Source organism: Streptomyces sp. NBC_01267 (assembly GCF_036241575.1).
GTDB lineage: Bacteria > Actinomycetota > Actinomycetes > Streptomycetales > Streptomycetaceae > Streptomyces.
The window spans coordinates 29,813-52,784 of the sequence record NZ_CP108457.1 but is presented as its reverse complement, the minus strand read 5'-3'; the positions used below and the strand labels follow the sequence as shown (position 1 = coordinate 52,784).

32 protein-coding genes are annotated in these 22,972 nt (G+C 70.5%); 4 read left to right on the top strand and 28 right to left on the bottom strand.

From position 1 onward, the window contains the following. Window positions 1-27 precede the first annotated feature (27 nt). The gene (locus tag OG709_RS35920) at window positions 28-297 is read right to left on the bottom strand and encodes a hypothetical protein (RefSeq protein ID WP_329169458.1); all 270 of its coding nucleotides are present in this window, start codon (window positions 295-297) and stop codon (window positions 28-30) included. 133 nt (window positions 298-430) lie between these two features. Continuing rightward, window positions 431-2,065, bottom strand: coding sequence for a replication-relaxation family protein (locus OG709_RS35915; RefSeq protein WP_329169456.1), 1,635 nt, complete (start codon window positions 2,063-2,065; stop codon window positions 431-433). A gap of 679 nt (window positions 2,066-2,744) precedes the next feature. Here OG709_RS35915 and OG709_RS35910 point away from each other — a divergent pair. Then, complete coding sequence (locus tag OG709_RS35910; protein WP_329169454.1) at window positions 2,745-3,188, top strand: hypothetical protein; 444 nt, start codon at window positions 2,745-2,747, stop codon at window positions 3,186-3,188. 219 nt (window positions 3,189-3,407) lie between these two features. Here OG709_RS35910 and mobF read toward each other — a convergent pair whose 3' ends face one another. Beyond that, complete coding sequence (gene mobF, locus OG709_RS35905; protein ID WP_329169452.1) at window positions 3,408-5,366, bottom strand: MobF family relaxase; 1,959 nt, start codon at window positions 5,364-5,366, stop codon at window positions 3,408-3,410. 220 nt (window positions 5,367-5,586) lie between these two features. Between mobF and OG709_RS35900 the strand changes: the two genes are divergently transcribed. From OG709_RS35900 to OG709_RS35890, 3 genes are all read left to right on the top strand, one after another. Next, window positions 5,587-6,030, top strand: a complete 444-nt coding sequence (locus OG709_RS35900; RefSeq protein ID WP_329169450.1) for an NUDIX hydrolase — start codon at window positions 5,587-5,589, stop codon at window positions 6,028-6,030. A 244-nt stretch (window positions 6,031-6,274) separates the two neighbouring features. Next, window positions 6,275-7,012, top strand: coding sequence for a ParA family protein (locus tag OG709_RS35895; protein ID WP_311314938.1), 738 nt, complete (start codon window positions 6,275-6,277; stop codon window positions 7,010-7,012). A 1-nt stretch (window position 7,013) separates the two neighbouring features. Beyond that, window positions 7,014-8,015, top strand: coding sequence for a ParB/RepB/Spo0J family partition protein (locus tag OG709_RS35890; protein ID WP_329169448.1), 1,002 nt, complete (start codon window positions 7,014-7,016; stop codon window positions 8,013-8,015). Window positions 8,016-8,077: 62 nt separating this feature from the next. Here OG709_RS35890 and OG709_RS35885 read toward each other — a convergent pair whose 3' ends face one another. The 25 genes from OG709_RS35885 to OG709_RS35765 form a co-directional block, all read right to left on the bottom strand. Beyond that, complete coding sequence (locus OG709_RS35885) at window positions 8,078-8,548, bottom strand: hypothetical protein (protein ID WP_329169447.1); 471 nt, start codon at window positions 8,546-8,548, stop codon at window positions 8,078-8,080. 4 nt (window positions 8,549-8,552) lie between these two features. Further along, window positions 8,553-8,921 (bottom strand): hypothetical protein, encoded by a 369-nt coding sequence (locus OG709_RS35880; RefSeq protein ID WP_329169446.1) that lies wholly within the window; start codon window positions 8,919-8,921, stop codon window positions 8,553-8,555. Next, on the bottom strand, window positions 8,918-9,325 hold the full coding sequence (locus OG709_RS35875; protein ID WP_329169445.1) for a ParB N-terminal domain-containing protein: 408 nt from the start codon (window positions 9,323-9,325) through the stop codon (window positions 8,918-8,920). Before OG709_RS35875 ends, OG709_RS35880 begins: the two co-directional genes overlap by 4 nt. Then, on the bottom strand, window positions 9,322-9,918 hold the full coding sequence (locus tag OG709_RS35870; RefSeq protein WP_329169444.1) for a hypothetical protein: 597 nt from the start codon (window positions 9,916-9,918) through the stop codon (window positions 9,322-9,324). The genes OG709_RS35875 and OG709_RS35870 overlap by 4 nt, the downstream gene beginning before the upstream one ends. A 63-nt stretch (window positions 9,919-9,981) precedes the next feature. Further along, entirely contained in the window at window positions 9,982-10,698 is a 717-nt protein-coding gene (locus tag OG709_RS35865) for a hypothetical protein (protein ID WP_329169442.1), read from the bottom strand. 7 nt (window positions 10,699-10,705) lie between these two features. Then, a complete protein-coding gene (locus OG709_RS35860; RefSeq protein WP_311314931.1) occupies window positions 10,706-11,194 on the bottom strand; it encodes a hypothetical protein in 489 nt (162 codons plus the stop codon). 2 nt (window positions 11,195-11,196) lie between these two features. Next, window positions 11,197-12,003, bottom strand: a complete 807-nt coding sequence (locus OG709_RS35855; protein WP_329169440.1) for an Lsr2 family DNA-binding protein — start codon at window positions 12,001-12,003, stop codon at window positions 11,197-11,199. Between the two features lie 2 nt (window positions 12,004-12,005). Then, window positions 12,006-12,566 carry a WhiB family transcriptional regulator gene (locus tag OG709_RS35850; RefSeq protein WP_329169439.1) on the bottom strand — a complete coding sequence of 187 codons (561 nt, stop codon included), beginning with the start codon at window positions 12,564-12,566 and terminating at the stop codon, window positions 12,006-12,008. Next, window positions 12,563-13,009 (bottom strand): hypothetical protein, encoded by a 447-nt coding sequence (locus tag OG709_RS35845; RefSeq protein WP_329169438.1) that lies wholly within the window; start codon window positions 13,007-13,009, stop codon window positions 12,563-12,565. The genes OG709_RS35850 and OG709_RS35845 overlap by 4 nt, the downstream gene beginning before the upstream one ends. Then, window positions 13,006-13,680 (bottom strand): GGDEF domain-containing protein, encoded by a 675-nt coding sequence (locus OG709_RS35840; protein ID WP_329169437.1) that lies wholly within the window; start codon window positions 13,678-13,680, stop codon window positions 13,006-13,008. The genes OG709_RS35845 and OG709_RS35840 overlap by 4 nt, the downstream gene beginning before the upstream one ends. 88 nt (window positions 13,681-13,768) lie before the next feature. Beyond that, on the bottom strand, window positions 13,769-14,068 hold the full coding sequence (locus tag OG709_RS35835; RefSeq protein ID WP_329169435.1) for a hypothetical protein: 300 nt from the start codon (window positions 14,066-14,068) through the stop codon (window positions 13,769-13,771). Between the two features lie 102 nt (window positions 14,069-14,170). After that, the gene (locus OG709_RS35830; RefSeq protein ID WP_329169433.1) at window positions 14,171-14,599 is read right to left on the bottom strand and encodes an NUDIX hydrolase; all 429 of its coding nucleotides are present in this window, start codon (window positions 14,597-14,599) and stop codon (window positions 14,171-14,173) included. 83 nt (window positions 14,600-14,682) lie between these two features. Beyond that, window positions 14,683-15,474 carry a hypothetical protein gene (locus OG709_RS35825; protein ID WP_329169432.1) on the bottom strand — a complete coding sequence of 264 codons (792 nt, stop codon included), beginning with the start codon at window positions 15,472-15,474 and terminating at the stop codon, window positions 14,683-14,685. Window positions 15,475-15,527: 53 nt separating this feature from the next. After that, the gene (locus OG709_RS35820; RefSeq protein WP_329169431.1) at window positions 15,528-16,103 is read right to left on the bottom strand and encodes a hypothetical protein; all 576 of its coding nucleotides are present in this window, start codon (window positions 16,101-16,103) and stop codon (window positions 15,528-15,530) included. Between the two features lie 76 nt (window positions 16,104-16,179). Then, on the bottom strand, window positions 16,180-16,809 hold the full coding sequence (locus tag OG709_RS35815; protein WP_329169430.1) for a hypothetical protein: 630 nt from the start codon (window positions 16,807-16,809) through the stop codon (window positions 16,180-16,182). A 79-nt stretch (window positions 16,810-16,888) separates the two neighbouring features. Continuing rightward, entirely contained in the window at window positions 16,889-17,575 is a 687-nt protein-coding gene (locus OG709_RS35810) for a hypothetical protein (RefSeq protein ID WP_329169428.1), read from the bottom strand. A 95-nt stretch (window positions 17,576-17,670) separates the two neighbouring features. Next, window positions 17,671-18,051, bottom strand: coding sequence for a hypothetical protein (locus tag OG709_RS35805; protein ID WP_329169427.1), 381 nt, complete (start codon window positions 18,049-18,051; stop codon window positions 17,671-17,673). A 108-nt stretch (window positions 18,052-18,159) separates the two neighbouring features. Next, the gene (locus tag OG709_RS35800; RefSeq protein WP_329169426.1) at window positions 18,160-18,726 is read right to left on the bottom strand and encodes a hypothetical protein; all 567 of its coding nucleotides are present in this window, start codon (window positions 18,724-18,726) and stop codon (window positions 18,160-18,162) included. 2 nt (window positions 18,727-18,728) lie between these two features. After that, window positions 18,729-18,869 carry a hypothetical protein gene (locus OG709_RS35795; protein WP_329169424.1) on the bottom strand — a complete coding sequence of 47 codons (141 nt, stop codon included), beginning with the start codon at window positions 18,867-18,869 and terminating at the stop codon, window positions 18,729-18,731. Continuing rightward, the gene (locus OG709_RS35790; RefSeq protein ID WP_329169423.1) at window positions 18,866-19,333 is read right to left on the bottom strand and encodes a Pycsar system effector family protein; all 468 of its coding nucleotides are present in this window, start codon (window positions 19,331-19,333) and stop codon (window positions 18,866-18,868) included. The genes OG709_RS35795 and OG709_RS35790 overlap by 4 nt, the downstream gene beginning before the upstream one ends. A gap of 88 nt (window positions 19,334-19,421) precedes the next feature. After that, window positions 19,422-20,006 (bottom strand): hypothetical protein, encoded by a 585-nt coding sequence (locus OG709_RS35785; protein WP_329169422.1) that lies wholly within the window; start codon window positions 20,004-20,006, stop codon window positions 19,422-19,424. Window positions 20,007-20,134: 128 nt separating this feature from the next. After that, entirely contained in the window at window positions 20,135-20,560 is a 426-nt protein-coding gene (locus OG709_RS35780; protein ID WP_329169420.1) for an RRQRL motif-containing zinc-binding protein, read from the bottom strand. Further along, a complete protein-coding gene (locus tag OG709_RS35775) occupies window positions 20,547-21,044 on the bottom strand; it encodes a hypothetical protein (RefSeq protein WP_329169419.1) in 498 nt (165 codons plus the stop codon). The genes OG709_RS35780 and OG709_RS35775 overlap by 14 nt, the downstream gene beginning before the upstream one ends. 151 nt (window positions 21,045-21,195) lie before the next feature. Further along, window positions 21,196-21,378, bottom strand: coding sequence for a hypothetical protein (locus tag OG709_RS35770; RefSeq protein ID WP_329169418.1), 183 nt, complete (start codon window positions 21,376-21,378; stop codon window positions 21,196-21,198). Next, entirely contained in the window at window positions 21,375-22,715 is a 1,341-nt protein-coding gene (locus tag OG709_RS35765) for a hypothetical protein (protein WP_329169416.1), read from the bottom strand. The genes OG709_RS35770 and OG709_RS35765 overlap by 4 nt, the downstream gene beginning before the upstream one ends. Window positions 22,716-22,972 lie beyond the last annotated feature (257 nt).

The window sequence follows — 22,972 nt, the reverse complement described above, 5'->3', positions numbered from 1 at the left end:
GCTACACCCCACCTGCCGGTGATGCGGTCAGGGCGTGTCGCCGGACCAGTCCCAGCGGTTCCGCTCGCCGGGACGCGGGTCGTACAGAGCGCGGCCGCCGGCGCCGAACTGCCCGAGCTCGGTCATCAGCGCGACGCCGGTCTGGATCTCGTCCGCTGTCCAGCCGGTGATGTCGAGCAGCAGGCCATCCAGCGGACCGCCGACCAGTTCGGCGTAGTCGCGGTGAGGCAGCGGCCCCGGGTGGTCGTGGTCGGTGCCGTAGACCCGGCCGCGCAGCAACTCCTCATCCCTGTCCATGCGCACCAGCCTTGCAGCCACCGCCGACAGCCGGGGCCCGGTACGTGTGTACCCATCGTCTCGCCGCCGCCGACGGCGAGGCTTGCCCAAGGTGTCCTTGGGCTTGCCCGCGCCCGCCAGCGGCTTGCCCGGCTCAGCCACGCAGGCGGGAGAACCAGCCGGTGGCCTTCTGCTTGGGCGCGGCCTGGTCCTGCTCCTGGTCGCGCTGCTCCTGCCGGTGATCCACACCCCAGGTCTGCTCCAAGTCGGACTCGAACCGCCGGTCGCAGTCCCCGCACAGAGACGGGCGCTTCGCTGGGGAATGGTTCCAGCCGACGCGCGCGGTCGCCTTCCATCGTTCGTCAGTAAACGCGGCACCGCATTCGGTGCAGACGGGGCGCTGGGGGGTGTTCCAGAAGTCGTCCGGCCCTGCCTCGCCGCGTACCGGCTCCTGGCGCTCCTGGGTATCAGCCGCTGGGCTGACGACGGCGCCGGCCTTCTGCTTGCAGCCGTCGCACAGCTGCGGGTGGGAGTCCTTCGGGGTGCCCCAGTCCGTCGCCTGTGCCGCTTCCCACCGCTCGTCGGTGAACTTCGCCCCGCAGTCGGCGCACACCGGACGGCGCGCCTCACGCTCGGCTGCCTTCTTCGCGGCCTGCTCCTGCGCCGCGCGCTGCACCTTCGCCTGGTGCTCCTTCTGAGCGCGCGCGGTCTCTTCCCGGGCGCGGGTGTCGGCGGCCTCGCGGCGGGCGTTGCCGATCGCCTCCCGCAGGGGCTGCATGTGGTCGCGGCCGAAGCGGAGGAAGACCGGGCCGGTCGGGCCGTGCTCGCTGAGGTTCTTCAGCCCGGTCGCGATGATCGGGATCCGTCCGTCGTAGAGATGGTGATCGCGCTGCCGCTCTCCCTGCCACAGGTGCCGGGTGAGCTCCATCAAGCGCGGGACGGTGCGGTTGGAGTTGCGCTCGCCGATCCGGTTGAACACCAGCAGCACGGGCGGATGCGGCGCATCGCCGTACCGGCCCTCGGGAACCGTCCAGCGGGTGCGCCACATCGGGCGCTCCTTGCCGTCGGTGTCCTTCACCTTCCGCCGGAAGAACCGGGCGTACTTCTCCAGCTTGGCGGCGAGTTCCTCTGGGGTCTCGTGGCAGTTGTCGACCTCGATGAACAGCAGCGGCATCCCGTCCTGCGGAGCGGTGAGGACAACGTCGGCCTGGGCGCCGCCCTTGCCGGGTGCGTTCCAGGTGCCGGTGGCGGGCAGCGGGACCTCGGTCCAGTACGAGGCGATCGTGCCGACTCCGGCCGGTGTGTCGACGTCGGCCTGGGCGGCGGCCCGGACCTCGGGCAGGTCATCGGCGAGCCGGGCCATGTTCGGCTTCGGGCGCAGCATCGCGATGACGGTCTCGTTGACGGACATGGGGTGGGAGGCGCCGGAGGAGCCCGCGCCGCGTGCGGTGGAGCCCATCTCCGTTATCGGGCGCTGCATCTCGTAGGAGGCGGCTTCCAGGCCCTTGAGGGTCAGGTTCCGCAGCGTCTCCCCCGTGTCGGTGGAGCCGCCGTTTTCGGAGAGGCCGTGCTTGCGCATGTCGGAGAGTGCGCCGGTGTGCGAGGCGGTGCGGGCCTGCTTCCGTTTCGACGGGGTCTCCTTGTCGGCGTGCCGGTGGGTCAGGTGCGGTGCGCCGATCCGCTGGATCTGATCGGCTGTGGCCACCTTCAGCGCTCCGAGCACGCGCAGCACGTCGCCGCGGTAGTTGTTCGTCGACCCCGCCGGGTTGTTCTTCCGCTTCCCCGCCATCAGCTCTGCTCCTTCGTCACTCGCGGTCGGCTGCCGGCTGAGTGCCGACCGCGCCCGGTCTGGGAGGGCGTGCGGGCCCCCCGGGACCCGATGATCTCCTCCACTACAGACATAAGAGGAGAGAAGAGGGTTGTGACGGTGCGGAATTCGCGCCGATTCATGGTCTGAGCAGGGGTTTTCCCTCGCCTCGGGGGGTCGGGCACCAAAGGGGGTTCCCAAGGGCCCTCCGCAGTGGGGCCCGCAGGAGCCTGCCGCGGCTTGCCCGCCACGAGCTGGCCTTCTGGGCTTGGCCGGCTTGTGGCCTGCCTGTCCCCGGCCCTTGAGTGGGTGGTCGTCATCGTCTTCTCTCCTTCGCTGCCCCGGCCGGGGCGTCCGGTCCGAAGGAGCAGCGTGCAGGGGGACCCCTTGTCCGCTGTCTCACGGCGGCCGATAGCCGGGGTGGTCAAGGAGAAACGTGGCGCTCGCGGCAGTGCGGCCGACCTGGACAAGGGGTCGGCGGCCGGGTTCGCCATCCGAGTCGGCAGGTGGACAAGGGGGCCAGGTTTGCCCCTTGCAGTCTCGTTCGTCCGATCTCGCGGGGTGGGGGAGAAATCCCTGGCCACTGTCCACAGGGCGATCGTCCGAGGCTGCTGGGAGTCGTCGCGATCCGCGCGGCGACCACCCAGTTGAGGAGACCTCCATGCCGTACCTGATCCCGTCCCGTACCCCGCTCACCACAGAGGAAGTCGACCTCGCTTTCGACTACCTCCTCGCTCTGCAGATGGGCGGCGGGAACTACGCCTCCGGCCGCACGTCGGCCACTCCAGAGCTGGCCTTCCTGTTGCTGCGGCTCGCCGAGAACATCGTCTTCCCCGTCACAGGGGCCCTGGGCGACGGGGAGCCGCACGCGGACTCCTTCGCCCTGGACGAGGTCGGGTGCATCTTGCTGTCTGCCCTGCGGGACTGGACGCGTGACTCCCCCACTACGGCCGTGCTGGGCACCGCCCGCAGCATCATCCGCTTCGTCGAAAACGTCACCCCCGACCCCGACGACCACGGAGACACCGCCGCCACCCTGGAGACCATGCGCGACGAACACCTGGAGTGGGCCCGCACCGTGCAGTCCCTGACCGCGCGCCCGTAGCCACGCGCACGAGGCGCACTGGTGCGGTGGAGTGGGCGCCGCGTTTCCCCTTGACCTGAGCTGAGGTCAAGGGGAAACGCGACGTGTGCGCACCGGGTGGAGTGGCCGGCACCGCCCCCTCGGTGTCGGCCACTCCACTCAGTGGGCTCCACTGGGTGGAGCGGACGCCGGGCATGGTCGGTGCGCACCACCGCCCGGGTGCGCGACATCAAAGTGCGCTCAGTGGCCCGCCGGAGCCCGGCCCCGCGGTCCGGGCTCCGGCCGGCGGTGCGCCTGCTGGTCGTCCTCGCGTACCGGGCGTACCGCGTCGACGTCGTCCTGTTCGGTGTAGCAGGCCGCGCGGGTGCGGGAGTCGTCGGCCGCCTTGTTGAACGTGTCCTGGAGGTGACGCAGCCGCTCGGCAGTGAGATCGAGGGCTTCCACGTCCGTGCGGGACTCCCTCAAGGCCCGCAGCGCCGTCAGGTCGATCGCCTCCCGGGGCCCGGCATCCGGCTCTTGGTCGTCGTCCTCGGGCGCGAGCAGCTGCTCGGGCATCTCCGCCTGTTGGTGCGCGACGACGTCGTACGCCGGGCCCCGCACGACGGAGGCGCGCAGCTTCTCCCGTACGGCCGCACCGGCGAGAACGGCACGGTCGTAGCTCAGCGGGACACGGGGTATCGCCCGCTCCCCCACCGCCTGGCTGCCCGGTGGCCGGGGAATGGCCAAGGACAACGAGGCCGGTGTGCCCGGCGGCGGCAGTCGGTCCGGGTCGGGGACAGCGGCAGGCGGGCGCCGGGCGGTTACGAGATCGGACAGCGCCCACCGGGCGGTGTAGAGCCGGTAGTCCGCCAGCAGGCCGCGGGTGGACTTCGGCTCGCTGATGTCCACGCAGTACGTGGAGATGGCGGCGCGCACGATGTCCTCGTCTAGGCCGGGGTCGCGGCGGCGGCCGCGCAGGACCAGAGCGAGGTGGCGGCGGGATTCGGCGAGCAAGTGCCGGCGGTGAAACCGGCCGCCGCCGTTCATCACGAACACCACCGCGGCGACGTCGACGGCCGCCAGGGCGACGTCGACCACGGCGGCGACCCGGGCGCGGATCGCGGCGGCTGCGGCGCGGGCGCGCTCGAGGAGCGAGTTGATGACGCCGGCGGCCACCTTCGAGGTGTCAATCGCGCTCTGCTTCCAATCAGCGCGCAGCTGCGCGAGAGAGCGGGCTTTCTTCTGCTTGGGCGGCCGGGTCTTGTGAGCGGCGATCCGCATCAGTTCCACCCGGGCCCGCTCGGAGACCGCGGGCAGGTATTTCAGCTCGCCCTCGTCGTCGACGGCAGTGACGTACTCGTGCTCCAGGTCCGCCAGGCAGGCGGCGATCTGCTCCCCGCGGCTGGCGGTCCAGCGGATCAGCTCGTGGGGCACGCCCGCGATGTCCATGACCGGACGCCGCCCGGTGCTCACCACGCGCGGCTCGGTCGCCAGGCCCAACTCCTCACAGACCTCAGCAGCCACGATCTCGTTGTAGAGCGCTGACGCGGCGACCGTGTTCTCGAAAACGACCTCCGAGTGGATCGACCCCCACTTCCCGTCCAGGCGCTGCCCCTTCACCGACAGCAGCACATGGTCATGAAGCAGCGGCATTCCGGAGCGTGCCTCGTAGTGGCGGAAGCGGGCTGCGACCAGACCGCCGGGCGGCCGGACCTTGTAGATGCCGTCCTTTCCGTACCGGATCACCGCCGACTCGTCCTCAATCCACTCCAGGACCCGCTCGATCGCCCGCTCGTGCGCGGCCTCGATCACCTGCCGGGTCTCCTCATCACCCAGCGCCCACAGCAGGTAGATCGTCGGCTGCGGCCGGAACACGAGATCGAACCCGGTAACCGTCACCCGGCGCCCCAGAGCGCCGGCCTTGAACGCCTGCTTCGGGGACTGCCCCGCGGCGAGCTCTTCGGCCTCGATCCGGTCCGCGTACGGGTGCCGGCCCCGCTCGCCGAACAGGTTTCGCAGCTGCGCCTCGGTGACTTCCTCACCCGCGCTCAGCCCGAGCGCGGCCAGGCCGCGGCCCATCCATCGCCCGGCCGGGACACCGGCCTTCTCCTGAGCCTCGCGCAGCGGCGTGCGGGCCGGGCGGCGGCCGTCGCCGACGACGACCTGGCGCAGGTAGTAGCGGTACATCTGACCGGCTCGAATGATCGCGATATCCATCATGGAGACCACGCCACACGGCCCTGACTTGCAAGAAAAGGCCGGACAGCCGTACCTCCCGCCAGGCGGGGGCAGCGGCCGAACTTTCTTCTCAGGTGCCCGTCAGGCGGGAAGCGGCTCCGGTCCGGCAAGCGAATGTCATCGCTCTCTGGCAGCCATCACGTTCTCCCCGGCTCCCCCGCTTCGCTCAATCTCTGCGAGGTGCGAAGCAGCTTCGAGAGCGGTGCAGCACCGTCATGATGGCCCTGTGACAAGCAGGCGGCGGGTGGCAGCGGTGATCATTCGGGACCGACACGTCCTGATGGTGCGTGAGCGAGGCAAGGGCCCCTCGGGTCGCCACGACGGCCAGGAGTACTGGACTCTGCCGGGAGGCGGCATCGAGCCCGGCGAGTCACCGGAGGACGCGGTGGCCCGCGAGGTGGCTGAAGAGACTGGCCTGGTCGGCGTGGCAGTGCAGTACGTATACGACGTGCCGTATCCGTCAGGATGGACCGCCTGTTACCGCATGGACGTAGCACCCGGTGAACCCTGCCTGGGAGTGGATGCCGAGCTCACCTGCGACTGCCCCCGGATGACCGGTCTCAGCTGGGTCCCCCTCCCCGGAAACCCCGCTGAGACCGGCTACATGGTGCCCCCACTACTGATGTCCACCGAACACACCGACTGATCGACCACCGCACCGATGCGGTTCACCGTGCCCGCAGTACGCCCGCGAACTGGGCGCACAGCTCAGCGGCCAGCTTTCTCTCTCTGGGCCGCCAGGCGACTCGGGACGGTGCGCCCACTGATCGTCCTCTCGCGCCGGGTGTGGCGCGGCGAGGAGAACGACGCGCCGCGTCTGTTGCAGGACTTGGTCTGCTGTCTGGTCTGGGATAGTTGCCCGTGGCCCGGAGTACCGGAGAGTCCGGGAAATGGACGGGCCCGAGGAGTTCAACATGGCACGCGTAATCGCGTTCGTGAACCAGAAGGGCGGCGTGGGGAAGACCACCAATACGGTCAACCTCGCTGCAATCGCTGGTCAGGCGCTCGGTATCCGCTCGGAACAGAGCCAAGTCTTGGTCGTTTCCACTGACCCTCAAGCCTCTGCGGTCTGGTGGTCGGACCGGGTGGATGAAGAGCAGCTCCCCTTTGATTTTCACCAGTGCCACGACAAGCCAGAGGATCTGGCTCGGCTGAAGTCGCTGGAGCAGTACGAGTACGTCTTCGTCGACTCCCCCGGCAACATCGAGGACGAGAAGATCCTCTCGGCCACGCTCGACTCCACTGACGAAGTGGTTGTACCCATGCCCCCAGAGGCGATGGCGTACCCACCGACCAAGCGGACCATCGAGCAGGTGCTGGAGCCGAAGGGCATCCCGTACCGGGTCTTGATCACTGACTGGGACCCGCGGGACGGCACGGTGGACCTGGAGCAGACCCAGGAGTACGTCGACAACAACGGTTGGCCGCGGCTGCAGACTGTCGTTCGGCACTACAAGATTCACACCCGGGCGTCGGCCGAGGGGCTGGTCTGCACCCAGTACCCCAAGGGACGCATCGCTCTGGAAGCCCGGGAGGATTTCTTCCGCCTGGCGATGGAGTTGGGGATCGGCGGTCGTCCGCTGCCCAGACAAACCCGGAACCGCACCACCGCGAAGGGGAAGGTCTGAGATGGGTCGCCGTGTAAATCTGGCGACCATCGACGACAAGCCGGTCGCGGTCGCCGCAGATACGTCTGCAGGCGTACCCCTTGCTCTCCTGGTCGCCAACCCGCGCAACCCGCGCGAAGACCTTGGGGATCTCGAAGACCTCAAGTCCATCGCCAAGCGGCAGCTCCAGCCGTGCCTGGTGGTCACTTCCAAGGGCTATCTCGCACTGTGGCCCGAGGATGCCGAGCGCGTGGGCCACGCGCAGTACGTCGTTGTCAACGGCTGCCGCCGGCTGGCCGCCGCGCACAAGTTCGGGCGCGCTGAGCTCCTCATCGTTCACGATGAGACGGTCGCGGTGTCCCGTGGTGAGCTGCTGGGCGCGGCCGTTGAGGAGAACATCGGCCGCCAAGACTTCGACATCATTGAAGAAGCCCGGGCAGTCGAGGCGGTCGTCGCGGAGTACCCCAGTACCCGTGAAGCCGCGAAGGCCCGCGGCTGGACTCATGGCTGGGTGTCCCAGCGGCGAGCGTTGCTCAAGCTCACTCCCGAGATGCAGGGCATGCTGCGGGCTGGGGATCTGGCCGTTCGGGATGCGCGGCGGCTGGCCCGTGTGCCAGCCGCGGACCAAGTCTCCACTTGGCGTGCCGAGCAGGATGCTGCAGAGCAGCGCAAGAAGGAGCAGGCTGAGCAGCGCAAGCAGCAACCCCCTCAGCAGCGACGGCAGCTGAAGCAGCCGGAGTCTGTGGATCCGGTGGTTACCGCGGTAACCACTCCCGAGGGTGGAGGCGATCCGGAGACGGACACCGCCTCCGTCGGCCCGTCAGTGGTTACCGCGGTAACCACTGACGGCGAAGCGGGCAGCGGTATCCCCGAGCCCCGGAATGACTCCACCTCTTCTGCGACTGCGCTGCCCACGGTCACGGTGGAGTGGACTAACCCGCAGGTTGTGGCGGACTTGTGTACGGCCAACATGACTCATGCCGACCTGGAAGCGATGCTCGACATCCTGACCAGCCGCCTCTGAGGCACAACAAAAAAGCGGCCCTCCGCCCCGGAACTTGTCCGGGGCGGAGGGCCGCTTCGTGGTCAGGGTGCCTTGGTGGCGAGGGTGTCGTCGATGAGGATCTCGGGGGCTGGGTCGGCGGCGGAACGCGCGGTGGCGGCCTTGTCGATGGCAGGCGCGAGCCCGTCGTAGACGCGTCCGGAGACGGCTTCCTGGTCGGGGATGTCTGATCCCATCCAGCCGGGGTGTGCGTCCTGGTCCAGCTGATCGAGGTATGTGACGAGCTGGGCACCGGTGAGCGTGATCCGGACCATGCCTCGCTGACCGCGCGGGCCATCGGCGGGGGTGGTCGTGACCTTCTTCAGCCCGTCCGGGCGGGTGCTCTCCCAGATGTCCTTGTTGCAGATGATGGACAGGGAGCCGATGCCGGCGGCCTTCTTCATGCGGCTCTCGTGGTGTGCCGGGGACTGGGTGGTCGCGCCGCACGCGGTGAGCGTCAGGACGACGGCCATGGCGGTGGCGGCGAAAGCTGCGGTGCGGCGGATCTGCTGCACGGGGTCATGCCTCCAGGGTGAGATCGGGGTCGATGGTGCGCCCGGCGAGGGCGTGGCTGAGGAGCCGGTATGAGTCGGTCCAGGCGCCGTGGATGAGGCTCCGGGCGCAGGGAAGCGTGCCGGTGAGGGTGGCTTCGGTGTCGGGGTGGATGAGGGTCAGAGCGACGGGGTCGGCGTCCGGCCGCTGGTCGGGTAGCGGCCGACCGCGCTCCAAGCCGCGTTCACCGATCCGTACGGCGGTGTCACCGCGGCCGGTCCACGGGGCCGGGTGCTGGCGGGCGGCGAGCATGGCGGTGAACTCCGCGACCGCCTTCTGGTCGCCGGGGTGCATCGGTCCGCTGCCGTGGCCGCATCTGCGGAAGCGGGCCGTCATGGGCGCGCCTCCTGGTGGCTCAGCCACGCCTGTCCGTCCCGGCCCAGCGCGTGGTGCGGGAACGGCTCGTGTTCAACGGCTTGGACGTCCGGGTCCCAGAACCACCGGAAGGGGAAGGCGCGCGCCCCCAGTTCGAGGGCGATGACGGCGCGGTGGTGGCCCTCGAAGACGAAGACGAGCCGGTCGGCTGCGCGGACGCCCAGCAGGAGCGGTTCCCGGATGCCGTCCGTGGAGATCGAGGCGCGCAGCTTCTCCAGCACCTGGCGGTCGCGGCTGTGCCGCTCGTGATACCGGCGGGCACCGGCCCACGTAGAGAACTCGGCAGGCCGGACCAGCCCCTGCCGGAGCGCAGCAGTGCGCATGCGCCCGGTCCAGGGCTTGCCGTCGACGATGCGAGCCGTCACGAGCGCATTCCCCGGCGACGCAGCAACGCCCCGAGCCGGAAGCGCATCGAGGCGCGTTCCTCGCGCTCCTCGAGGACGTCGGCGAGCCGTTCCTCCAGCTCCGTCATCTGCTCTTCGGCGAACCACTCGGGCTGATAGTCATCGCCGCGGCAGACCGGGCACACGTGATCGTGCCCAGCGAACTCGAGCCACGGAGCGCAGCCGGCGTCCTGGCAATCCGGCCGGGTGGGGTCCTCGCCGATGCCGGAGCAGTATGGGCAGCGAGTGAAGCGGTAGTCGATGGGGGCGCCGTGGTGGAGGTCCGAGTGGAGCTGGGCGAGGCCGCGGATCCCCAGCTCGCGCAGCAGGGCGTCTGCGGCGAGGACCTGGCGGTCGATGCCGGTGTGGTGGTGGTCGGCGAGCATCTGGACTGCGGTGCACCAGGCGAGGCTGGAGCGGTCGACCGGGACGGTGTAGTTGCTGGCCCACGGGTCAGCGGGGTCAGCTTCGGCGGGCGGCGGGGCCGGCGCGGTGAGCGGGATGCCCAGGGTGGTGAGCTGGGCGGTGATTTCGGCGGTGCGGCGGGTGAACTGGTCGAAGACGGTGGTGGGCATCGGCCCTCACATTCGACGGGGCCGCCGGAACCGTGGTGGTCCCGGCGGCCGGAGCGGGTGGGGTCAGCGGGAGGTCGCGGCGAGCGCGGCCTTGTGGCTGTCGCGGTGCACGCTCTGCACCGGTTCGGCGAGGACGCGGAGGCCGTGCGGCTCACCGACCGGACCGCAGGCGCTGCACACCACGGCGTAGTTGCGGCGGCCGGCACACCCGGAGTCGGCGTCGCGGGGCTTGCCGGAGGGGCGGACCGCGTGGGTGCATTCGGTGCCGTCGGGGTGAAGCGGGGCGATCTTCACGGTGATGCGGGCCATGGGCTTCTTCTCCTGGTCGGGTTCGGGGAAGGGCAGCTGGTGGAGCGCCGCCGCGCGGGCACGGCCCCGGGTGGGGCGCGGCGGGGTGGGCGGCTCGGTGCGGACGAGCGTGGTCTCGGGGAGGAGCCCGAGCTGTCCGGCGGCGGCCGCGCGGGCGGCGAGGGTGAGCGAGCGGGTGACCCGGTGGTGCCCGTGGTCAATCCGCAGATGGCACAGCTGGCAGGCGGCGAGCAGATTCGTCTCTCGCACGTCTTCGGGGGTGTGGTTGAGGTGAGCGGTGGTGAGGCCGACCACGGAGCCGGTGTCCGGGTGGATCTCCTCGTGAACGGCGGGGCAGCGGCCGCCGGGGTGCGTCAGGCCGCAGTGGCCCGTGCACTCGCAGCGTCCGCCCGCCCGCTCGAACCGGATCCGCGCGCTGATCTGGGGCCAGTCGCGCGGGTAGCGGTGGAGGTTCTCGGGACGGATGGGCACGGCCGGGTCACTCGCCGCCGGTGGCCTGGCGCTGCTCGAACTCCTCGATCAGTTCGCCCAGCGCGCTCGGGTCTCCGGCGTGGCCCACCCACACGCCGGCTTCGGTCCATACCGGCACTTCGCCGCTGTCCTCTGCGTCGAAGTAGCAGATGTAGGGCCCGTACCTCTCCAGCACGGCCGTGGCGACGGCGGCCGGGTCGGACAGCAGGGGCGCGGTCTCCAGTACGGCGAGCGTGGTGACGATCAGCCACATCGGCTCGTCCGGCGTGCGGGGCAGCCGGAGGTAGCCGGTGACGCGCAGCTGGTCGCCGGGGACGAGCTCGTGCAGCACCCTGTGCGCGAGCTCCGCGTCGGCGACGCTGCACGGCAGGATCATCTCGTCGGTGCGCTCGTCCGTCGGGGAGACGGTGAGACGGAACCGCGCCGTGCTGCCGTGCAGGTCGCCGGGCACGGTCTCTTCGTCCAGGAACCCGTCCAGGGCTATCGCGTCGCCCATGGTCAGCTGGCCTTGGCGACCGGCGCCTGGTGGGCGGCGTCGAACGCGTCCAGGATCTCCTTGCGGACGATCCCGGCGTTGGCAACCGTGTAGCCGTTCTTCCGTGCCCAGGCCCGGATCTCGGCGAGCTCGTCCTTGCTGCGACCGCTACCGAGCCTGGAGCGGATCGGGGTGGGCGCGGTGGCCGTTCCCGTGTTCGCGGTGCGGGCGCCGGCCTTCGCGGTGCGCAGCTGCTCCTGTGCCGATTCGAGTTCGGCCTTGAGCTTGGCAACCTTCTCTTCGGCCTCGCGCTGCGCGGCCTCGGAGTCGCGGCGCTCGGACAGCTCGGTCAGGTCGGCGGTGATGCGGGCGGCGCGGCTGCGGATCCCAGCGAGGCTGTGCGATCCCGCCCAGTCGAGCAGCTCCTGGATCTCGGTGGAGACCGGGACGGCGAGAGTGGCGGGCAGTCCGAGGACCTGGTCGGCGATGAGGTCGTGGAGCTCGGTCGCGCTCAGGCCGGTGGCCTCGCAGATGGTGTCCGCGCCGTCGCCGTTGTTGTGCATGGAGATCGCCATGGCGGCGTGCGCGGACAGGGCCGGGGCGGTGGTGGTCGTCATGGTGGATGCGTCTCCGGATTCCGTGAGGGGGAGCAGGGCGGTAAGGGTGGTGTCGTCGTGGGGGAGGCCGATGGCGTCCAGGAGTTCCGCGAGGTCGTCGCGGTCGTGGGAGTGGTGCGCGGTGACCCGGGCCGCGGCGGCGAGTTGCTGCTCGTGGTTCGGGTTGAGGGGCAGCGACTCGGCTTCGAGGGCTTCTTGCCAGTCGGTGAACACGGCTACGCCGCCTTGCCGCTGACGAACAGTTCCAGCACGTGCCGGTTGCTGGCCGCCTGCTCGGGGGTGATCGGCTGGCTCCAGCGGTTGTACGGCTCGGGCCGGGTCGGGATGAGCTCCATTTCGAGGCGGGACAGGGCGCGGGTGCGGACGGTCGGCGGGGCGAGCCGCGCGTCCTGCCGGCGCTGCGCACGGCGGCGGTCCTGTTCGGCGACCACCGCGACCCAGTCGCCACCGAGGCGTGCCGCGAGTTGCTTGCGCAGCTGCTTGCGGTCGCGGGCAGTGGTCGCCGCCCACACCCCGGTTTTGGTCAGGTCCTCGTTGGCGAGCGCCCATTTCAGGCAGCCCTGAACGATCGGGCAGCCGGAGCAGGCGTGCTTGGCCTGGGTCAGCGCCTTCTCGCGGGCGTGCGGGTCCTCGTCGGTGTTATGGATGTCCTCGATGCCGAACAGCTCGGGGCTGGTGCGGCAGCGCAGGACCTCCTCGGTGTGGGGGAAGGGGATGCGGGCGTCGGCGGGGACGATGGCCGGCGGGTTGGGGACGCCGGTGCGGTTGCCGTTCATGGGGTTCCCTCCGGGGCGTGCAGGTCGGGGAGCTGGAGGCGTACCTGGTCCACGAGGTCCTCGCTGGGCTTCCACGGCCCGAGCGCGCCCGCCGGGATGGGGATCGGGAGGGGGAGCTCCTGGACGTCGGTGAAGACCAGGTGGAACGGGCTGCCGGGTTCGGCCCACGGGGTGCAGCGCCCGTCGCCGGGGTGGACGTCGGTGAGGCGAGCGACGCCGATGACCGCGCCCCGTTCCAGATGGCGGCCGCGGATGGTGGTGGCGACCAGCGGCAGGCGCAGCGCGGCTCGTTCGACGGCGAGTCCGGCGTGCAGAAGGTAGAGACCCAGCGGCCAGCCCGGGGAGGGGCGGTTCTCGATCGTCTTGTCGCCGGTGATGAGGCAGGTCGCCCAGGGCTGGCGGACCGTGATGCCCCGGATCCAGTCGACGCGTGTCTGGCTCATGCGGCCCTCGCCGTCGCGTGGGTGCCGGGGCGTCCGGCGCGGCGACCGTTGATGCTGGCCACGTTCGCGTGCTCGGGGCCGGCCACCACCGGGGTGCCCGTGTGCTTGCCCGCGTACATCGCGGCGTCCGCACCGCGCAGCAGGGCGGACAGGTCGCGGGTGCGCAGGGTGTCGGGGGTGGCGGCGCCCACCGAGGCGGCGACATCGACCGGGTGGCCGTCGACGTCGACCGGTTCGGACAACGTCCGGGCGAGCTGAGCGAGGCGGACTGCGCGGCGGCTGGGGCCGATCCGCGTGGCCACTGCGAACTCGTCTCCACCGAGGCGGCCGACGACTCCGCGGCTTCCGGCCCACTCGATCAGGCGCTCACCGGTCGCGGTCAGCGCCCGGTCGCCAGCCGCGTGGCCGTGGCCGTCATTCAGAGCCTTGAAGTGATCGAGGTCGATGAAGGCGACCATCACGGTGTCGCCGTACCGGTCGATGAGGTGCTGTGCCCGACGCTCGAAATCCGCACGGAGCTGAGCACCGGTCAGGGGATCGCGGTTGGCGTTGGCGAGCTGGCGGTGCAGGGCCACCGCGTGGACAGTCCAGCCGGTGAGCGGGACCGCGAGGGTGGTGATGAGAAGCGCGCGTTGCCCGGGACGGGCCTGGACGCGTGCGATGGAGGTCATACTGGTGACTCCCTCTCGTCTCGTACGGGATGGGTGGCCCGGGGCAGGCGACGGTTTCGACGCCTATGGCGCCTGCTCCGGGGCGTAACTACAGCTCGTAGAGCTTCTTGCTGCTCCAGCTGAACGGGTTGGGCCAGAGGCCGGCCTTCGCCGCCGCCCAGTCCAACTCCCAGCCGTCGCGCGTGCCGCGCGCTCCCCAGCCGCCGTTCTGCTGGCCGGGGTTCTCGAGTCCGGCCTGCCGCGCGGAGAGTGCCGCGTCGTAGACCTGGTGGGCGCGAGTCAGTGCCTCGGTCACCGAGGTCGCCTGGCCGGTGAAGACATGCAAGCCATGCCGCGCCCGGTCGTTGGTGTGTATCGGGACGTCAACCTCGTAGAACTCCAAGTGCATGACGCCCTCTCCTTCCTGTCGCTGGTCGTGGCGGAACACCGCGACCGCCCCGGCCGGTGAGGCCGGGGCGGCACGGAGGAGCGCCGCGCTCGCGCGGGAGGATCAGCGGCTGAGGGCGTCCGCGACGATCTCAGCGTGGTCGAACGCGAGGTCCGGGAGCGCGTCCAGGGGCCACCAGCGGGCGGCGGTGGCGTCGTCTCCCGCCGTTGGCTGGACCGGCGACGGCAGGGTGGCCGTGTAAGCGACGGTGACGTACCGGCCGCGCGGGTCACGGTCGGGTGCGTCGTAGGCACCCACCTGCCGGAGCTCGATGGCCGGGACGGAGATCCCGCTTTCCTCCTCGAGCTCGCGGGATCCAGCGGCCCGACTGGCCTCTCCCCTGCTCACATGGCCACCGGGCAGAGCCCACTGGTCCTTGAACGGGTCCCAGCCCCGCTCGATCAGCAGGACGTGACCTGCGGCGAACAGGACCACGTCGGCGGTGTAGCGGATCGTCTCGTCGACGTCGACGTCGACGGTGTCGGTGATCACCAGATGTCTCCTGGTCTCGAAGAGGATGGAGGGGGCCGCCCCGGCCGGTGGGCCGGGGCGGCGCGGAGTACGTTGCAGGGTGGTCAGGCCGGGACGGGGGCCGGGGTGTCGAGCCCGGAACCGAGCAGCAGGCCGCGGATCGACTGCTCGTACTCGCCGGTGCGGATCCGGTCGAACATGAGCTGACCGGCTACCAGGCAGCGGGCTCGCAGCTGGATCAGGGCGAAGGCGTGAGGGTCGGCGCCCGCGTCGGTCGCGGCCTGGGTGGCAGCAGCTCCGGCGAGCTGGGTGGCCGTCTGTAGGGCAGCCTCTCGCCGGGAGTACTCCGCTCGGCAGCTCGCCCAGCTGGTCAGCGCGCGAGTTTCCTGCACCCGCGTCTCCCACACCTTGTACATGCGGTGCATGCCCTCGGGGTCTGCGACCCACTGGTCGGCCCACTGCCGGACGAGGTCGGGCAGCTGAGCGAGGACGGCCATGACCTGTTTGCCGCGGTGTCCGAACGCGTGCCACGGATCGGCTTCCTCGATCACCCGCAGCTGGTGGCAGAGCACCCAGTACGAGTACCCGTGCCAGGTGCCGGTCTCTCCGAGCGGCTCGACGACCCACAGCCGTGCCGGCCACTGCACGCGTTCCAGAAGCTCGCCGGGACGGGTGTAGGTCCGGAAGTAGCTGAAGGCGGTCTCGTCGTACCAGGGCTTGCCCGGAGTGGGGTGGTTGACGACCTCACCGATGTGGTCGGCGAGGTTGACGGTCGGGATGGGGTCGCCCGTCCGTGCCGGGTACGCGTACCCGGCGGCGTCGCCGATGCTGGGCGGGACGGTGCCGTCGGGCCGGGTGGCCATGTAGTGGACGACGGGCCGGGTGCTGTGTGCCATGACTTCCTCCAGGTCGGTCAGGAACGTGCAGGTGATGGGCGGTTCCGTGCAGGTCAGGTGCGGGCGGCAGCGGCCGGTCCGCGGAGCTCGTCCACGCGGATGGCGGCCTGCTCGGTCAACTGGGCGAGGTAGAGCATCCGGCTGGCCTCGTCCGCGACGGGCTCGCCGCTGATCAGGCCGGCGTTGAAGCGGGCGGTAAGTCGAGCCAGCTCCTGGGCGTGCTTGGCGAGGAGCTCCATCTCGCGGCCGATCGGGTCGGGGTGCGGGGCGACCGGTTCAGGCAGCGGCTGGTCGACCAACCGCCGTACGACGACACCGAGGGCGTCGGCGACGGCGTCCAGGTCGCCGTCGGCAAGCCAGGCACCGAGCGAGTCGTGGCCGGTGGTGTCGGGGGTGTACTTCGCGTACCGGCGGCGGCCGAAGGTGTCGGCGAAGCCGGCAGGGGCGACCTCGAGCACGATCCGGTGGTTCTTCGGCTGCGGATGGAAGCTGAGTTCGCGGTCGGCGCTCTCGTTGATGAAGGTCACGGGCCACTCGGGGACGGCGGGCGGCGTCCATTCGGTGCCGAGGATGCCGGTGACGACGGCCATGAGGCGGTCGGTCGGGAACGCGGTGAGGGTGCGGGGCAACGAGTCCTCCTGAGCAGCGGGCTGACGGGGCACCGCACCGTCCCGGCCTGGGTGGCTGGGGCGGCACGGTGCTTCGTCAGGCGGCGGCGGACTCGGCCTGGCGGACTTCGTGTGCGGCTTCGTTCTCGGCCTGCCGGTTCTGCCGGATGACCTTGCCGACGATCTTCTGGGTCACGGCCTCGGCCTCGGCCTCGAGCTCGGCCTCGATCCGGTACAGGCTCCGGGCCTTGCTCTTGGGCAGGGTCTCGGTGCCCATCTCGTGCCGGGTCAGGGCGATGCGGCGGTCCCAGGCGCCCTTGCGGCACAGCTGCTCGACTTCGACGAAGGCGAACACCAGGGTGGCGCCCAGCTCCTGCGGCCGTCGGCGCAGGCGTTTGGCGTTGAGGAGGATCTCGATCGTGTTGTTCGGTGCGATCACCGCGACCGAGTACAGGTCGCGCGGGTTGCGGGTGAAGCTGAGCGTCTTGTGGGCGTAGACGTCGTCGGGGACGCCGGCAGCTGTGCCCTGTGACAGGGCGGCGAGTACCGGAATTCGTTTGGCGGAAGTGAGCACCAGTTCCACGCCCTTGAGGGGGCGTCGGCCGAAGTGGTCCTTGACCAGGCGCCGCGCGGTGGGCGCGGAGTCGGTGATGTCGTTGGCCAGGCGGCGCGAGAGGAACAGCCCGTCGCGGGCGATGGACAGCTGGGCGGATGCAGACTTTCGCATGCGGGTGCCTTCCGGCTCGATGGGCTGATTGACCACCGCACCGCCCCGGCCGGGAGGCCGGGGCGGAACGGGCAGTCCGTCAGACCGCGTTGAGCCCGGTGAGGTCGATGTCCAGGACGTCGTCCTTGTCGGCGTCACCGTCGGCGGTGACCGGAACGGCGGGCAGGCCGGCGGCGCGGGCGGCGAGGTGGTGGCGGATCTCCTCCATACCGGTGACGGCCACCGGCTGCTCGCTGTCTCCGGTCAGCAGCGTGAAGTGGTGCCTGTACTCGTCCTTCTCACCGCGGTAGTGGAGCACTACGCCGGGGGCGAGGTAGAAGGACGCCTCGCCGTCCTCGTAGCCGCGCCACCGGTCCTCGTTCCGCAGGAACTTGTCGCCGTCGTCGATACGGAAGGAGGCGTTGGCGGCGCGGTGTGCGGCGTCCTCCTCGGTCGCGGTGACGACCTGGTCGAGGGCCTCGCCCAGCGTGGCGGCCGGGGCGGGTGCCTTCGGCCGGGTGCTGGTCACTGCGGTGCGCAGGTTCATCAGCATGCGGCGCAACGAGGTGAGGGCCAGCGTTTCGGCGAGTCCGTCGATGGCGACGGCTCCGACGACGGCGATGGCTCCGGCCGCGAGGATGCGGACGTCGCCGGACCAGGTGGTGGGGGAGACCTGGTAGCCGAGGTATGCGCCGCCGGCACCGCCGATCAGTGCGGCCGCCATGCTGGCGCCTTCGATCGCTGCGCTGGCAAGGGTGATTGTCTGCTGGCGAAGACTTGCGGTCATGATGTTGGTGCTCCTTCGTCTGTCGGATGCGCTCTGGGAGGGGGAGGGGCTGCTCCGGGGCGGCCGGGTTCGATGCCTGCGGCCGCCCCGGGCGTTCAGTGGGGCGCGTGGACGGCCGCGGTGGTGCGGGCCTTCTCTGCGAGCAGCAAGGTCAGCTCGTGTCCGTGGTCGACGACGTCCTCCAGGCGCTCGATGAGCTCCTTCGGGAGGCTGCGGTTCTTGGCGCCGGTCAGGACGACTTCGAGGTAGAGGACATCGGTCAAGACGCGGTCGCGGACGTCGAGCACGCCGGGCTGAATGTGCAGGGAATCCTTGTTCTTCTCGGTCGCCCGCCGCACGTGGTCGGCGGCCTCGAGGTACGCGTTCTCCGTCTGCTCGGTGAGCACGACGTTGATCGGGGCGGTGTTGCAGTACGCGCGGCGCCAGCCGAAGCGGGCGGCGGCGGCTTCCATCAGGGAGCGGCGGGCGAGGGACACCGTGACCTCCGGGGGAGGGCCGGTCGTCCGGTCTCGGCTGACCGGGCGGACACCGCACGGCCCCGGCCGCTGGCGCGCGACGGGCGGGGCCGTACGGAGAACGGCCGGTCAGCTTGGCTGACGCAGGACGGTGTAGTTGATCCCGGAGCCGTAGTCCGATGGCTTGGCGGACAGGACGTCGCCGCGCTCGGCGGCGAAGGCCACGAGCTCGTTCTGCATCCACTTGTTGGTGCGCTGAAGCTCCAGACGACCTGAGTCGAAGTCCCAGAGGTCGAGGTAGAAGTCCTCGTCCCGGCGCGGCAGCCCGAGCACCCACGTGTGCAGCATGCGGCGGGCGGTGTCGTCGTCCGGCCGGGCAGGGAGTTCGCGGGGCAGTGCCCGGCAGATGGACGCGTGCTCGTTGGCGACCCGGGCCGCGTCCTCCAGCCTGTAGCGGGTGTTGTACGTGCGGCTCTTGTCGCGGGTGACCAGGTAGTGGCACCCGAGGCAGGAGACCAAGTGGTAGTAGCCGTCGCGGTCGGCGCTGTAGACGAGGACGACCGCGTGGCCGAGGTTGTAGTACCGCTCGACGATGCTGATTCCCTCGGGCTTCCAGGTCTCACCGATCTCCGGCCACAGCTCGGGGGCCGGCGCTTCAACGGGCTCGGGACGACGGACGAAGAGGGTAAGTGCCATGGCTACTGCTCCTTCTGGTCGGACTGGGCGTTGATGCGGGCGACGGTGCGGCGGGCAGCGATGATGACGAAGGGGCTGGCGAGCGCGCCCGCGATGCTGGCCAGGGAGATCAGAAGTGCGGCCGTCTGCTGAAAACTGTTCACGTCAGGGCCCCGATCGCGGCGAGGGCGAGCAGGGCGAGCGCGGCAAGGATGACGTCGACCGCGCGGGCCAGGCGCCGGTACTTGCGGACCGCGAGGACCGACAGCGCCTTCACCCGGGAGGTCCGGGTGTCCTGGGTCATCGACTCCTGCAGGGCGCCCTCCTCCATGCGCGCCCACTGCGGGAACGTGCCGTGGGCGATCCGGCCGGGCACGGTGAGGCAGGGCCTGACGACCAGGAGGAGTAAGACGGCCGCGGCACCAAGGGCGACGACGGCCAGGCCTCCGACTACCTGGGTGGACAGCGACAGATCCTTGTCAGCGACGCTGGCCAGACCGGCGAGGACCGCGCCGTCGAACGCGAGCAGCAGACTGGCCTTGCTGTCGGTGCGCCCAATCTCGTTGGTCACCGAGACGCAGGCGGCGTCCAGGTTCCGGTCGGTCATCGTGGCGGGTGCGGTGGTCACAGGCGGCTCCCCGGGTTGTCCGGGCCGGGCTGTCCGGCTCCCCGTCACCACCCGGCCCGCAGTGCGGGGCGGGTAGATCAGGCAGCCGTCAGGACCGGTGGAAGACGTTGACCACAGGCCGCAGTGAGAAGCCGCGCAGCGCGAGCGAGGACAGGATCGTCCAGGCGATGACAGCGAGCCCGGCGGCAACGGTGCGCCCGGCAGCGGGGGAGGCGTCCCACACCATGAATACGGTGGCCGCGCCGTAGGCCAGCCATGTGCTGCGCGGGCCGAAGCCGTTGGAGAGCCAGGCGACGATAAGCGTGCCGACGCCGACGGCCTGCCAGATGATGAACACGGTCGTGGCGGTGATCGGCAGGCCGACCGTGTGCGCGCCCAGGTAGGCGTGCACGGGGTCGGTGATCGTGGCGGCCCACTGGGTGGCCCATGACCAGTCCTGGTGCTGGGACCAGCCGATCGCCTTGGGCGCTCCCCAGGCGAGGGCGATGACCAGGGCTCCGATGGCCAGGACCGCGAAGGTGATGATGGCGCCGGTCGGAATGTCGTTGACTGCCTTGATCGGCTCCGGCCGGGGCGGTGCGGGCCGTCGGGGCGGCGGGATCCGCAGGCTGTCGGAGATCGTTTCCAGCGGCGGAACGGGTTCGGGCTCGCGCGGTTCGGTCGACTCGCTCACCGGGGTCTTCTCCTTCGAGGTGTTCAACGGACGGGGCAGTGTTGTGGGCGGGGGCGGGCTGCCCGGCTCCCCCTCACCACCCGCCACTGGCAGGTGGATCAGGCAACCGGCAGACGTCGTAGGGGAGTTCAGGCTGCGGCGGCCAGGCCGTGGGCCAGCGGGCGTATGTAGCTGCCGGGGGCGGCGGGTGTGCCGTCGTGACACTCCAGGCAGCTGCCGAGGGACTTGAGCGGGATGCAGTGGTGGTAGCGCCTCGAGCAGGCCGGGCATGTCTGCCTGGCGGCCATGGCCTTGTCGAGGGCGATCTCCTTGGCCAGGGTCATCGGCCGAATCGGCAGCGCACACGCGATCTCGTACAACCACGCCTTGCGCTTGCCGCCCCGGCATTCGATCGCGGCGACCGGAGCCTGGCCGCCGGGCCGTAAGCGTCGCTCCCGCAGCTGCCGCCGGGTGGCGAGCCCTTTCGGGGCTTGCCGCCATCGGTAGACGGGGAAGTCGTCGGTTCCGTACACGTCCCGGACGGCCGGCGGGGACGCGGGGTCAGCGGCGGCCACGGCCTCGGTTGTTTCCGCGGCCGGTGTGGACCTGGACCTTGGCGCGGCCGCGGGCGTTGATGTTGAGCGGCCGGCCGGGGCCGGGGCCGGTGGCGAGCATCTTGATGAGGACGAACCCGATCAGCGCGACTCCGGCGAGGAGGGCGAGCGCCTTGGCGAGCTCCAGCAGGGCGGCGGCCAGGAAGTAGACGCCGGCACCGGTGATCCCGAGGATGACGGCGACCAGCGCGGCCTTCACCAGGAGCGGGGAGACGTAGGGCTGCGGGGCCGGGGCGGGCGGCGCCGTGTAGTAGGCGACGGGGTGGCCGTTCGGGCCCGGCATCATGACGACGCCGTCCATGCCGGCAGTCGAGGGGTAGACGACGCTGCCGTGGGGGAGCGGGACGACGTGCTGTCCGTACTGAGGGGCGGGCGCCTGGCCGTACTGGGGCGGCAGCGGCGTCGGGTAGTAGGTGGGCTGGGGCTGCTCGCCGTAAGACGGCATGATGGGGTCTCTCCTCTGCTTGGGGAGCTCGGGCGGGTTCATTTGGCGTGAGATTCGCCCGGGGGAGGCTTCGGCCTCTTCACCGGCCTCCGGGGGTGCTTGATTCATCCCCGGGGGTCAGTGGAGCCGTCGAAGCTCGGTGGATCGGTGTTCAGTCGGTGAGCTGGCGCCACCGCGTGGGCAGCAGGGCATCCCGACGGAGCAGGATCGTCGGCGGGTGCTCGGGGCCGACCAGGGGGAGCAGGGCGACCGGCTCGGTGCCCAGGTGGGTGAAGTCGAACTCGACGTCCGTGCCCACGGTTCCTTCTTCCTCTTCTTCGGGTCGGTGGGTCATGCCGCACCGACGCTGTTGCTGTCGTCCTCGAAGACGTCCAGGGCGTCGGCGATCACGGACGCCTCGAATCCGTCCTCTTCCGCGAGGCGCTTCTTTGCGGCGCGAACGCGGTCTCCGACCCACGTCTCGCCCTTGCCGTACTGGTTTCCGAGGCGCTCCAGGTCCGGCGCGAGACCGGACAGCGAGCACTTCGCGATGTACCGCTCGGCTTCGTCTCGCTGCTGCTCGCGCACTTCGCGAGGAACCCGGCCGCCGTTTTCCGAGGCGGCCAGGGCGGGAACCGCGCTGAGTGCGACCCCACTTTCCGAGGCGCGCCCCGCAGAAATCGAGGCGCGGGCGACTGCACTTTCCGAGGTTCCGCGAGTCTTGGCGGCGGCCCGCTCAAGGGCACGCTGCCGCTTGAGCTTCTCGGCTTCCTCCAGGGTGCGGGCCTCAGCCTCAGCCTTGATCCGCTCCGCTTCCGCAGCGGCTGCGGCCTCCGTTCGCAGCGCCTCTGCCTGGGCTTCTGCCTTGGTGATCTGGGACTGGCGGGTGGCATCACGGTCACGCTCTGCCTGTTCCAGTTCCCACTGCTCGCGGCGCTTGCGTGTCTCGATCTCGGCTTCGGTCTTGCGCCGTGTCGCCTCGATTTCTGCTGCGCGTTCCTGGAGTTGGAGCCGCTCGCGTTCTGCCTCGATTTCTGCGCGGCGGGTGCGGTCGGCGGCCTCGATTTCTGCGGCGCGCCGCTCGTTTTCGAGCCTCGCGTTTTCCTCGCGTTCGCGGCGGGCGGCCTCGCGTTCTGCCTCCGCGCGCTTCGCTGTCGCCTCGCGTTCTGCCTCCGCGCGCTTGGCGGCGGCCTCGCGTTCTGCCTCCTCGCGGGCTCGCTTTTTGGCGGCCTCGCTTTCCGTGGCCTTCGCACTTTCGAACTGCGCGATGGTCGCGGTGAGTTCGCCGCGGCGCCGGGTGGCGTACTTGCGGTATCCGGTGGCGGCTTCCGCGAGGAGGATCAGCAGGGCTGGTGCGACGGAGTGGAGCAGGATTCCGCCGGCGTCCGGCTTCTGCGGGATGAAGTGGAAGTGTCCGTCCGGGTAGAGCGACGTCCAGCAGTTCATGACCCAGGTGGAGAGGCCGGCGGTCCAGCGGAGCAGGAAGGGCCAGCCGCCGGGCTTGTAGTCGCCGCCGTGCTCCGCGAGGACACCGTCGACATACAGGACGGTGATCAGGGCGAGGCTGGCCAGGGGGTCCAGCATCCAGGCGATGTACCAGGGGATCTCGTGGGAGACACCGAACCGGGTCACATTCACACAAGTGAAGATCAAAGCGCCGCCTCCGAGGGTGAGGAGCGCCTTGGTGACCATGGCCAGGACCTCGTCCAGTTTGGCGATGGACCTCTTGGCCTTGGCGGCGTCGTCGGCGCTGACGGGGGCGGGGGTCGCGGGCTGCCCGGCCGGTGTCTGCCGGGGCACGGTCGGGGGACTCATCGTGACTACCTTCCGTAATGTGCGGGACGGGTGTGCGACGCACACTGCACAGGGCGCAAAACGGGATCAATCACCTGTGTGCGGGCTTGCACAGTGGAATTTCCCTAGGGAGAGGGCGGGGTCGCACAGTGCGC

Excerpts from the sequence above, each read along its gene's own strand:
- OG709_RS35920 (WP_329169458.1), bottom strand. The coding sequence starts at position 297 with ATGGACAGGGATGAGGAGTTGCTGCGCGGCCGGGTCTACGGCACCGAC.
- OG709_RS35915 (WP_329169456.1), bottom strand. The coding sequence starts at position 2,065 with ATGGCGGGGAAGCGGAAGAACAACCCGGCGGGGTCGACGAACAACTAC.
- OG709_RS35910 (WP_329169454.1), top strand. The coding sequence starts at position 2,745 with ATGCCGTACCTGATCCCGTCCCGTACCCCGCTCACCACAGAGGAAGTC.
- mobF (WP_329169452.1), bottom strand. The coding sequence starts at position 5,366 with ATGATGGATATCGCGATCATTCGAGCCGGTCAGATGTACCGCTACTAC.
- OG709_RS35895 (WP_311314938.1), top strand. The coding sequence starts at position 6,275 with ATGGACGGGCCCGAGGAGTTCAACATGGCACGCGTAATCGCGTTCGTG.
- OG709_RS35890 (WP_329169448.1), top strand. The coding sequence starts at position 7,014 with ATGGGTCGCCGTGTAAATCTGGCGACCATCGACGACAAGCCGGTCGCG.
- OG709_RS35880 (WP_329169446.1), bottom strand. The coding sequence starts at position 8,921 with ATGACGGCCCGCTTCCGCAGATGCGGCCACGGCAGCGGACCGATGCAC.
- OG709_RS35870 (WP_329169444.1), bottom strand. The coding sequence starts at position 9,918 with ATGCCCACCACCGTCTTCGACCAGTTCACCCGCCGCACCGCCGAAATC.
- OG709_RS35860 (WP_311314931.1), bottom strand. The coding sequence starts at position 11,194 with ATGGGCGACGCGATAGCCCTGGACGGGTTCCTGGACGAAGAGACCGTG.
- OG709_RS35850 (WP_329169439.1), bottom strand. The coding sequence starts at position 12,566 with ATGAACGGCAACCGCACCGGCGTCCCCAACCCGCCGGCCATCGTCCCC.
- OG709_RS35845 (WP_329169438.1), bottom strand. The coding sequence starts at position 13,009 with ATGAGCCAGACACGCGTCGACTGGATCCGGGGCATCACGGTCCGCCAG.
- OG709_RS35840 (WP_329169437.1), bottom strand. The coding sequence starts at position 13,680 with ATGACCTCCATCGCACGCGTCCAGGCCCGTCCCGGGCAACGCGCGCTT.
- OG709_RS35835 (WP_329169435.1), bottom strand. The coding sequence starts at position 14,068 with ATGCACTTGGAGTTCTACGAGGTTGACGTCCCGATACACACCAACGAC.
- OG709_RS35825 (WP_329169432.1), bottom strand. The coding sequence starts at position 15,474 with ATGGCACACAGCACCCGGCCCGTCGTCCACTACATGGCCACCCGGCCC.
- OG709_RS35815 (WP_329169430.1), bottom strand. The coding sequence starts at position 16,809 with ATGCGAAAGTCTGCATCCGCCCAGCTGTCCATCGCCCGCGACGGGCTG.
- OG709_RS35810 (WP_329169428.1), bottom strand. The coding sequence starts at position 17,575 with ATGACCGCAAGTCTTCGCCAGCAGACAATCACCCTTGCCAGCGCAGCG.
- OG709_RS35800 (WP_329169426.1), bottom strand. The coding sequence starts at position 18,726 with ATGGCACTTACCCTCTTCGTCCGTCGTCCCGAGCCCGTTGAAGCGCCG.
- OG709_RS35775 (WP_329169419.1), bottom strand. The coding sequence starts at position 21,044 with ATGCCGTCTTACGGCGAGCAGCCCCAGCCCACCTACTACCCGACGCCG.
- OG709_RS35770 (WP_329169418.1), bottom strand. The coding sequence starts at position 21,378 with ATGACCCACCGACCCGAAGAAGAGGAAGAAGGAACCGTGGGCACGGAC.
- OG709_RS35765 (WP_329169416.1), bottom strand. The coding sequence starts at position 22,715 with ATGGTCACCAAGGCGCTCCTCACCCTCGGAGGCGGCGCTTTGATCTTC.